A 10474-nucleotide genomic window follows, 5' to 3' on the forward strand; every position below is an offset into this window, starting at 1 on the left:
CGTTCTTCTGGGGTGTGACCAAGACTTGAGGGGTGGCCAAGACTTGACGGGGTACGACGCCCCGCCGGTGTCACCTTGGACGTTCTGCCCTCGAAGCCTGCGGAGTGACGCCCCTGTCCCGACGGATCCCTGTTCGCTCGGTCGGTATGCGCTGTAGAAGGCCTCGCCGATGACCCGTGTCATCCTGCGCCGCATCCTCTCCACGATCCCTGTCATGGCGGTCGTGGCCCTGTTCGTGTTCAGCCTGCTCTACATCGCGCCCGGCGATCCGGCCGCGGTGATTGCGGGCGACCAAGCCTCGCCGGAAGACGTCGAGAGGATCCGCCAGAGCCTCGGCCTCGACCGCCCGTACCTCGTGCGCTTCGCCGAATGGTCCTTCCAGATCCTGCGCGGCGATCTCGGGACCTCCATCTTCACGAACCTGCCCGTCACCACGATGATCGGACAGCGCATCGAGCCGACCCTGTCCCTGATGGGGGTCACGCTGGTCATCGCGGTCGTGGTCGCCGTGCCGATGGGCGTGGTCGCGGCTTGGAAGGCGAATACCTGGATCGACCGCTCCGCCATGGCGTTCGCGGTGTTCGGGTTCTCGACGCCGGTCTTCGTGGTCGGCTACTTGATCGCGTACATCTTCGCGCTGAAGCTCGGCTGGTTCCCAGTCCAGGGCTACACGCCGCTCTCGAGCGGTCCCTGGCTTTGGCTGCGAAGCCTGATCCTCCCCTCGGTCTCCCTGGCGCTCGTCTACATCGCGCTCATCGCGCGCATCACCCGCGCCTCGATGCTCGACGTGCTGAGCCAGGACTACGTGCGGACGGCAAAGGCGAAGGGTGTCGGGCAGCGCACGATCCTGTTCGTCCACGCGCTGAAGAACGCGGCCGTGCCGATCGTCACGGTGATCGGCATCGGCGTGGCGTTGCTGATCGGCGGCGCGGTCGTGACGGAGAGCGTGTTCGCGCTGCCCGGGCTTGGTCGTCTCGTCGTGGATGCCATCCTGCGGCGCGACTATCCGGTCATTCAAGGCATCGTGCTGCTGTTCAGCTTCGTTTACGTTCTCGTCAACCTCGCCGTCGACCTCGTCTACACGCTCGTCGACCCGAGGATCCGCTACTGATGGCCGGCACGACGCTCCCGCCTCCGCGCGACCTCGTCATCGCCGATGCGCTCCCGGATGTCCTCGCCCCGCGAAAGCCCATGACGGGCCTCGTCGGGGCCGTCCGCCGGCGACCCACCCTCGTCCTCGGCGCATCGATCCTTGTCACGATTGTATTGGCAGCCGTGTTCGCTCCCTGGGTCGGCACCGTCGATCCCGGGACGCTCGCCACGGCAAAGCGGCTGAAGCCTCCCTCGGCCGAGAACTGGTTTGGCACGGACATGCTCGGCCGTGACCTTTACTCGCGGGTGATCTACGGCGCGCGCGTTTCGCTGGCCGTCGGCTTCTTCGTCGCCCTGCTAGCCTCCGTCATCGGGCTGGCGATCGGCCTCGTCTCAGGCACGGTGCGCTGGATCGACAGCATCGTCATGCGCTTGATCGACGGCATGATGTCGATTCCGCCCATCCTGCTCGCCGTCGCGCTCATGGCCTTGACCCGCGGCAGCCTGCAGAACGTCATCGTGGCCATCACGCTGGCCGAGATCCCGCGCGTCGCCCGCCTCGTGCGCGGCATCGTGCTGTCGCTGCGCGAACAGCCCTACATCGATGCGGCGATTGCCGCGGGCTCACCGATGTGGCGAATCGTGATCCGCCACATCCTGCCCAACACCCTGGCGCCGATGACCGTTCAGGCGACCTACATCTGCGCCTCGGCCATGATCGTGGAGGCGATCCTATCCTTCATCGGTGCCGGCGTGCCCCCGATCACCCCATCGTGGGGGAACATCATGGCCGAGGGCCGCGCCCTCTGGCAGGTCAAGCCGAACCTCGTGTTCTTCTCAGCCGCCTTCCTGTCGATCACCGTCCTTGCGGTGAACCTCGTCGGCGACGGCCTGCGCGACATCCTCGATCCCCGCATGGCGAAGAGCCTCTAGTGCTTCCGCGTCTTAAACGAACTGGTCGCACCATCCTCGCCGAATGGGCAACGCGGTCATGACCAGACGTTCTACGAGAGGCTGCTGATGGCGCTCCTGGAAGTCGACACGCTGCAAACGCATTTTCGGACGCCCGACGGCGTCAATCGCGCCGTCGATGGTGTCTCCTTCCACGTCGAGAGGGGGGAGACGCTGGCGATCGTCGGTGAGAGCGGCTGCGGCAAGTCCGTGACGGCCATGTCGATTCTGCGGCTGATCCCCGAGCCGCCGGGCAAGAGCGCAGGTGCCATCCGGTTCGGGGGACGCGACCTCCTGAAACTCTCCGAGCGGGAGATGAGGCGCATCCGCGGCGACGAGATCTCGATGATCTTCCAAGAGCCGATGACCAGCCTCAACCCGGTGCTCAAGGTCGGCCGGCAGATCGGCGAGTCCCTTCGCCTGCACCAGGGCCTCGGCCGCCACCAGGCCGAGGCGCAGGCCGTCGACATGCTCAAGCTCGTTGGGATCCCGGAGCCGAAGCAGCGCGCTGGAGAGTACCCGCATCAACTGTCGGGCGGCATGCGCCAGCGCGTGATGATCGCCATGGCGCTGGCCTGCTCGCCCAAGCTCCTGATCGCCGACGAGCCCACGACCGCGCTCGATGTGACGATCCAGGCCCAAATCCTTGACCTGATGCGCGACCTGAAGGAGCGGGTCGGCGCGGCGATCCTGCTCATCACCCATGATCTCGGCGTGGTCGCCGAAGTCGCGGACCGCGTGGTGGTGATGTACGCCGGCCGCAAGGTCGAAGAGGCGCCGGTCCGTCGCCTGTTTGCCAAGCCGCGCCATCCCTACACGCGCGGGCTGCTCGGCGCCGTGCCGCGGCTCGGCTCGTCGCTGGAAGACCGGGCCGGCCGGCTCGCCGAGATCCCCGGCATGGTGCCAAGCCTCAAGACGCGGATCGAAGGCTGCGTCTTTGCCGGGCGCTGTCCGGAGGTGCAGGATGTCTGCCGGCGCCATGCGCCGGGTCTGGAGGAGAAGGCGCCCGGCCATGTCGCCGCCTGCCATCTTTCGCTCCGCGACCAGGCCGCTGCTGCATGAACGCGCCGCAGAAACTCCTGTCCTCGGCGCCGCTCCTGGAGGTCAACGACCTCAAGATTCACTATCCCCTGGCTGGTTCTCTGTTCGGCCGCGCACGGCGCGTCGTCTACGCGGTTGACGGGTTATCCTTCCGGATCGCTCGCGGCGAGACGCTCTCGCTCGTCGGCGAGAGCGGCTGCGGCAAGTCGACGGTGGGCCGAGCGGTGCTGCGGTTGCTGAGGCCGACCGCGGGCCAAGTCGTGCTCGCCGGCCGCCGCATCGACGACATGTCGGCCGGGGGCCTGCGTCCCCTTCGGCGGCAGGTGCAGGTGATCTTCCAGGATCCCTTCTCGAGCCTCAACCCCCGCATCCGCGTCCGCGACGCGCTCGCCGAGCCGATCCGCAACTTCGGGCTCGCCGCGGATCGGGCGGACCTCGAGCGCAGGCTCCACCGGCTGATGGACCGCGTCGGTCTCCCGCGCGAAGCCCTGTCGCGCTGGCCCCACGAGTTCTCGGGCGGCCAGCGCCAGCGCATCGGCATCGCTCGGGCGCTCGCGGCCGAGCCGGACCTCATCGTCTGCGACGAGGCGGTCTCCGCGCTCGACGTCTCGGTCAAGGCGCAGATCGTCAACCTGCTCGGCGATCTTCAGGCCGAGCTCGGGCTCGCCTTGTTGTTCATCAGCCACGACTTGGCCATCGTCGAGCACATGACGCACCGAATCGGCGTGATGTATCTCGGCAAGATCGTCGAGACGGGAACGAGGCGCCAGATCTTCGTCCGCCCACGTCATCCCTACACGCAGGCGCTCCTGTCCGCAGTGCCGGTTCCCGACCCGGAGGCGCCACGTCGCCGGATTGTGCTGAAGGGCGACGTGCCGAGCCCGATCGATCCGCCCAAAGGCTGCCGCTTCCACACGCGCTGTCCCTACGTGTTCGACCGTTGCCGCACTGAGGAACCGGCCTTGAGCGAGATCGAGAAGGGCCACGAGGCCGCCTGCCACCTCAACGCGCGCCCAGCGGGGGAGAACCCGCTCCTTGGGGGGACGTTCGCATGAGCGATGCCCACGACCTGATCCTGCGCGGTGGACGGGTCATCGACCCATCGCAGGATTTCGACGGTCTTGCGGACGTGGCTTTCACCGCGGGGAAGGTTTCGGGTTTCGGGCCTGATCTTGCCGCAAGCCCCTCCACCGAGATCCGTGATGTCACCGGCGCCATCGTGACGCCCGGGCTGATCGATTTACACACCCACGTCTATTGGGGCGGCACCTCGCTAGGCATCGATCCCGACGAGTTCTGCCGTCTCTCAGGCGTGACCACCTCCATCGATACGGGAAGCGCCGGGCCGGGCAACTGGGCGGGCTTTCGCCGGCACGTCATCAAGCGGGCGGAGGCGCGCGTGCTCGCCTACCTGCACGTCTCGTTCGCGGGCATCTTCGCCTTCTCGAACTCGGTGATGGTGGGTGAGAGCGCTGATATGCGCATGATGGCGCCCAGAGAGGCGGCCGAGGTGGCGGACGCCAACCGCGACCTCATCGTCGGCATCAAGGTCCGCGTCGGCCGCGTCGCGTCCGGCGACCAGGGGACCGCGCCGCTCGACGTCGCCTTGCAGGTCGCCGAAGAGGTCGGGATGCCGCTGATGGCGCATATCGATCATCCGCCCCCATCCTACGAGGAGGTGCTGGCGATGCTGCGGCCCGGAGACGTGCTGACCCACGCCTTCCGCCCGTTCCCCAATGCACCCTGCACCGGCCAGGGCAGCGTCAAGCGAGCCGTGCGGGAGGCCCGCGAGCGCGGCGTGCTGTTCGACATCGGGCACGGCAAAGCGTCCTTCTCGTTCAAGACCGCTCGCGCCATGCTGGCGAACGGCTTCTACCCCGACACGATCTCCTCGGACGTGCACCAGCTCTGCATTGATGGACCGGCCTACGACCAGGTCACCACGCTGTCGAAATTCCTGTGCCTCGGCATGAGGTTGCCGGAGGTCATCCGGTGCTCCACGGTCAATGCGGCCTTCGCCCTCAAGCGGCCGGAACTCGGATCACTCAGGCTTGGCTCGCTCGGAGATGCGACGGTGCTGAGCATTCGCGAGGGTGAGTTCGATTATGCCGACGTGACTGGCGAACACATGATCGGTGATCGTCGTATCGTGTCGGAGGGTGTCGTGTTGAAGGGCCGCTGGTGGCATGCGGCGGAAGGTTCGGCGTTCGGCAGGCGCGATGTGTGACGCGGCTCGCTGACACGATCGCACGCGAATTCGGCACGCCGGCCGTGGTCGTCGATCTGGACGTGGTCGAGGCCAACGTCACGGCCGTCCAGGCCTTGTGCGACCGCCTGGGGCTTGCGAACCGCCCGCATATCAAGACGCACAAGTCGCCGGAACTGGCCAAGCTCCAGGTGGAGACCGGGGCACAAGGGATCACCTGCCAGAAGCTTGGCGAGGCAGAGGTCATGGTCGAGGCCGGGCTCAATGACATTCTGATCAGCTACAACATCCTAGGCGAGCAGAAGCTCAGGCGTCTCGGGACACTCCTGGAACGGGCGCGGATCACCGTTGCGGCGGACAGCGCGACTACGATCGATGGATTGGCGACCTGCGCCGCCCTTGCAAGCCAGCCGCTGCCCGTTGTGGTCGAGTGCGACACCGGCATGAAGCGCGCGGGCGTCGAGACACCGGGCGAGGCTGTCGCCCTGAGCCGTCGCATCGCAGCCACGGCGGGCCTGACCTTCGCCGGACTGCTTTTCTACCCGCCGCCCGACGGCTGGGAGAGGACGCAACGCTTCCTCGACACGGTCTCCTCAGGCCTGCATGAGGCCGGGCTGACGCTAAGCATCGTCTCGACCGGCGGCTCGCCCAACCTCGCACATCTCGGTGCCCTTCGAGGCGCCACGGAGCACCGGCCCGGCACCTACATCTTCAACGATCGCATGCAGATGGCAGCAGGCGTCGCAACCCTCGCCGATTGCGCACTCACGGTCTACGCCACCGTGGTGAGCCGGGCATCGGACACGCGCGGGATCGTCGATGCCGGTTCGAAGACGCTCACGAGCGATCCCGGGGGCCTAGACGGCTTCGGTTTGATCCTCGACTATCCAAAGGCGCGCATCGCCCAGCTCTCGGAGGAGCACGGCTTCCTCGATCTCGCCGGGTGCGACGCGCGTCCTCTGGTCGGAGAGGTGGTGCGGATCATTCCCAACCACGTCTGCGTCGTGGTCAACATGGTCGACCGGCTGATCGCCGTGCGAGGCGAGAGGATCGTCGGCGAGATAGCCGTCGCCGCGCGCGGGAGGACCGTCTGACGCGCAAGGTACCGCTCGGCGCCCGCCAGCAGCCCTCCTAGCCCGCCATCAGGACACGTGCGGGATCGGCCTTCATGCCTTGCCTCCGTCCGTCGACCGGAAGACGAGCGCTTACCTGAGACGCATCAGCAATCCGGCCATGAGCCGCGCGCGTTGGGGAAGGCTGTCGACCTCGACGTGTTCGTTGAGCGTGTGCCAACCCTCTCCGCAAACGCCGAGCCCGTCGAGCGAGGGGATGCCGAGTGCACCGGTGAAGTTGGCGTCGGAGCCGGCACCGGCCGACCCATGGGTCAGTTCGAAGCCGAGTTCGCACGCGACTTCCCTGGCAAGCTCGTAGACCCTCATGGTGGCCTGAGACGGTTCCCAGACGGGACGCGTCACGCCGCGCCGCACCTGGAACCCGACCCCGTCGGCATCGATCTCCGTCAGCGCCAGGATGCGTTCGATGCCGTGGTCGAGGTCGTCTTGGCGCTTGGCCATGCTCAGGGCTTCTGCCTCGCAGGATCGCGGAACGCAGTTCACCCAGCGTCCGCCGTGGATGACGCCGACGCTGAAGGTACAATCCTCGCTGGACATCGCCTCGATCTCGCCGACACGGCGGGCCATCTCGGCGATCGCTGAACGTCCTTCCTTCAGGTTCGCCCCTGCATGGCTGGAGCAGCCCGTCGCCGTGAGGTCGAAGCGGGCGATTGCGTAGCGCCCCGTCACGAGCCCACCGTCGCGTTGCGCGGGCTCGGGCACCAGCACGTACGCGTTCTTGGCACCTTCCGCTTCGATCAGAGGGCGGCAGCCGGGGCTGCCGATCTCCTCGTCCGAGGTCAGCAGCACGTTGATCGGCAGTTGTGTCTCGAGACCCGTGCGCCCGAGCGCAGCGATCGCTGCAATGGCTGCGAAGGTGCCGCCCTTCATATCCAGGATGCCCGGGCCATACGCCCGGTTACCCTCGCGGCGGAACGGCAGGGTCTCGAGGGTGCCGAGCGGATGCACCGTGTCGAGATGGCCCATCACCAGGATGCCGGGCGATCCCTGGCGCCGGTGCGGAAATGAAGCCCTGACGCAATCGCCGAAACCGCTTGGCCCGGACACGCGCTCGACCTCCGCGCCCGCCGCCACGAGGTCGCGGGTGGCGAGATCCATCATTGCGTTGACCGCCTGCGGTTCGAAGGTTGGGCTCTCGCATTCGACCCAACGCTGCAGACCAACGAGCATGGTGTCGGCATCGAGAGGAAGCCCGGAAACATCCAACGCCTGCATCTGCGTACCACCCTCAAGTCCATCGATTGCCGAATGGACGCTAAAGACATCAATCCGGACCTCAAGCGGCTCCGCATCATCTCAGGTCGCTGGGTGGCGGCCGCAACGTCGCTCGCTCCGAGTTAGGCGGCACCGTGCGGATCGACAGCTCGCGGCGGGGCGCTCGCAAGGACGATAGGCTGGTGTCATGCTGGGTAGCGTTTGGATACAACGCGCGCACGGCCTGCGCCCTCGTCACCGACAGTCCTGGCCTGCTGGAGGCGTCACGCAACCGCTTCGACGCACCTGACACGTCCGACGAGCAGGATGGGATCCTGAGCGCCTTCTGACGACGCGGCGGCCGGGAGGTGTTGTTGACCCAGGTCGGAAGGAGCAGTGGCCTCAATCTGTCCGGTCGCGGCTGACACCAGGGTTGCCGTACACCGCCCAGGCCGCAACCGTCCCGGACAAGCCTCTGCAGAAGGACTCAAAGTCAGCAATGGGTGGAAGCCGGTCCTTGACCCCGCGTCCAAAAGCAGACGTTTCACCTCCGACCCAACCTCGCCAGAGAAGCCGTTTGGTGTCGTCCTCGCAACCGGCCTATTACTGCTGCACTTGCTCATAACAGAAAAGCCCAGGCCGCAGGGCACGCCGGCCGAGTGCTATGCGGCAGCCTGCAGCTTAGCGATTCGATTGAGCGCCACTGTTCGAGCTGATTGTAATCGTGCCAATTGGCCAGATAGTTCCTGGCTCGTCGCGCTAGCTTGCTCCAACTCGCGGCAGACCTCCGCGAGATCACTGAAACCAAGCATGCCGGCCATCGAGATCATGGCATGCGCATCCTGTGCAAGTCTCTTCCGTTCTTGATCGTCGGCTACGATGGCGAAACGGCTATGCAGCTCGCTTGCGAGGCTAGCGATCAGTTCAGCGACCTTCTTCTCCCCAATGAGGTCCTGCAGGCTCTTGTAGATGTCCACGTCCAGAAGCGAATCTGACAACGGTACAGCCGGGAGTGCTGGCTCCACATCAATCGACCGACTGCGCGAGGCCCAGCGCTCGACCACGGCGTAGAGCGCATCACGCTTGAACGGTTTGCCGATGTAGTCGTTCATGCCCGCTTCGCCGAAGGCGGCCACCTGATGCGGGAGAACGTTGGCCGTCATGGCAATGATGGGCAGCGCTCGCGCCTCATGATCAAGTTCGCGGATATGCCGCGTTGCCGTCAGACCATCCATACCCGGCATCTGAACGTCCATCAGTACGAGATCGTAAGGCTTCGTCTGAACGGCCAGGATGGCGTCGGCGCCGTCTCCTACGATGTCTACGCAATGGCCGGCCTTCTCCAGCACGGCACGAGCAAGCTCTTGGTTGATCTGGACATCCTCGACCAAGAGGATACGGACACCCTCAGAGTTTGCTGTCGGGCTCTTCAACGCCTCCGACTCCGGTTCTAAAAACGGCGCTTTCAACAACGTCACCGCAAAAGCGAAGGTTGATCCGCGTCCTTCCTGGCTCGTAACCGCAATTTGTCCGCCCATTAGTTCGACGAGCCGCTTGGAGATCGCGAGGCCAAGTCCAGTGCCGCCAAAGTCGCGATGGATCGAACCGTCGATTTGGGAGAACCGCTCGAACAAACGGTGCTGCTTGTCCTGCGCAATGCCGATCCCGGTATCGGTGACAGAGAAGCGGAGGGCAAAGGCACCCTCTTCCTGCAGTTTGCACATCACTTGCAACGTGACCGAGCCACGCGGCGTGAACTTGATAGCGTTGTTCAGCAAGTTCAGCAGCACTTGTCGGAGCCGGTCCTGATCGCCGACAAGATGATCAGGCAGGTGGGGATCAACCTCGACAATGAGTCGAAGGCACTTCTTCTCAGCCGACGAGCGAACGATAGAGACAGTATTATCGATCAAAGCCAAGGTGGAGAACGGCTGTGGCTCCAGTTCAATCTTACCGGCTTCGATCTTCGAAAAATCCAGGATGTCGTTGACGACGGTCAGCAGCGCGGCGCCGGACGTCTGGATGCGTTCGACAGTCCGGCGGTGGTCTTCCCCAAGCGTTCGGTCGTCAAGCAGAAGGTCCGCGTAGCCGAGGACGCCGTTCAGAGGTGTCCTGATTTCATGCGACATTGAGGCGAGAAACTCGGTCTTTGCACGTGTCGCCGCTTCCGCAGACTCCTTGGCCTGCTTCAACTCGCTCGACTCTGCGTATCGACGGTCAAGTTCTCGTGCGAAGAGGAGCAGTGCCGCCACAAGCACGAGCAATAATACTCCAGCCAATACGCTTTGTGTCCATGCTGACGTGCGCCATTCAACCAATGCTGTTTCACGCGACACTGCTGCACTTACGTAGATGGGAACTTTATCTATGAAACCGAACGCAATGACCCGTTCGATACCGTCTGTTGAGCCAACCGTCCAAAACGGCTTTGTTGATTTAGGAACAACATGGAATTTATAATTGTCGCTGGACGAGAAACTCCTGCCGATGAGGTCGGCGACATGGGGCGAGCGCACGAGAAGCATGCCATCGGATCGCCAAAGACTGAGAGTGGCGTCTTTACCAAGCTCGATGTTGGCGTAGATTGCTTGAAAAGCTTCCGGGTTCAGCGCAGCCATGATGATGCCTGCGAAAGTGCCATCACCATTGTTGATGCGCCGCGCAACTGGCAAGGTGGGCAGTCCCGACAGTTTTCCTATGAAGGGACGCCCGACGTATAGACCAGCGTTTGAGTTGTCTCGGAGCTTGATAAAATAGTCTCTTTCATTGAGAGCTCGGGGCTGAACGGGGAATGCCATCGCTTCGTGCACAGGATTGCCATTCGCATCAAGGATGAGAATGGCAATCCTGTGCACGA

General features: G+C 64.6%; 9 protein-coding genes. 7 read left to right on the forward strand and 2 right to left on the reverse strand.

Translation table 11 applies throughout. The features are described from left to right. Nucleotides 1–169 precede the first annotated feature (169 nt). The 6 genes from MFF55_RS26100 to MFF55_RS26125 all read left to right on the forward strand — a co-directional run bounded on the left by MFF55_RS26100 (nt 170) and on the right by MFF55_RS26125 (nt 6384). Nucleotides 170–1111: an ABC transporter permease gene (locus MFF55_RS26100; RefSeq protein ID WP_238247096.1), complete on the forward strand. Its 942-nt coding sequence runs from the start codon at nt 170–172 to the stop codon at nt 1109–1111. Then, a complete protein-coding gene (locus MFF55_RS26105) occupies nt 1111–2025 on the forward strand; it encodes an ABC transporter permease (RefSeq protein WP_238247098.1) in 915 nt (304 codons plus the stop codon). Before MFF55_RS26100 ends, MFF55_RS26105 begins: the two co-directional genes overlap by 1 nt. Nucleotides 2026–2112: 87 nt before the next feature. Beyond that, on the forward strand, nt 2113–3105 hold the full coding sequence (locus MFF55_RS26110) for an ABC transporter ATP-binding protein (protein ID WP_238247100.1): 993 nt from the start codon (nt 2113–2115) through the stop codon (nt 3103–3105). Next, a complete protein-coding gene (locus MFF55_RS26115) occupies nt 3102–4139 on the forward strand; it encodes an ABC transporter ATP-binding protein (protein WP_238247102.1) in 1038 nt (345 codons plus the stop codon). Before MFF55_RS26110 ends, MFF55_RS26115 begins: the two co-directional genes overlap by 4 nt. Continuing rightward, nucleotides 4136–5311 carry an amidohydrolase/deacetylase family metallohydrolase gene (locus MFF55_RS26120; protein ID WP_238247104.1) on the forward strand — a complete coding sequence of 392 codons (1176 nt, stop codon included), beginning with the start codon at nt 4136–4138 and terminating at the stop codon, nt 5309–5311. The genes MFF55_RS26115 and MFF55_RS26120 overlap by 4 nt, the downstream gene beginning before the upstream one ends. Further along, nucleotides 5308–6384, forward strand: coding sequence for a D-TA family PLP-dependent enzyme (locus MFF55_RS26125; protein WP_238247105.1), 1077 nt, complete (start codon nt 5308–5310; stop codon nt 6382–6384). The genes MFF55_RS26120 and MFF55_RS26125 overlap by 4 nt, the downstream gene beginning before the upstream one ends. A gap of 111 nt (nt 6385–6495) precedes the next feature. Here MFF55_RS26125 and MFF55_RS26130 read toward each other — a convergent pair whose 3' ends face one another. Continuing rightward, nucleotides 6496–7629: a M20/M25/M40 family metallo-hydrolase gene (locus MFF55_RS26130; protein WP_238247111.1), complete on the reverse strand. Its 1134-nt coding sequence runs from the start codon at nt 7627–7629 to the stop codon at nt 6496–6498. 191 nt (nt 7630–7820) lie between these two features. Here MFF55_RS26130 and MFF55_RS26135 point away from each other — a divergent pair, with 191 nt between their 5' ends. Beyond that, entirely contained in the window at nt 7821–7967 is a 147-nt protein-coding gene (locus MFF55_RS26135; protein WP_238247107.1) for a hypothetical protein, read from the forward strand. 312 nt (nt 7968–8279) lie between these two features. Here MFF55_RS26135 and MFF55_RS26140 read toward each other — a convergent pair. Further along, nucleotides 8280–10474, reverse strand: a 2195-nt coding sequence (locus MFF55_RS26140) for a hybrid sensor histidine kinase/response regulator (protein WP_238247109.1), incomplete at its 5' end; no start/stop codon positions are given.

This window comes from Methylobacterium iners (assembly GCF_022179305.1).
Lineage (GTDB): Bacteria > Pseudomonadota > Alphaproteobacteria > Rhizobiales > Beijerinckiaceae > Methylobacterium > Methylobacterium iners.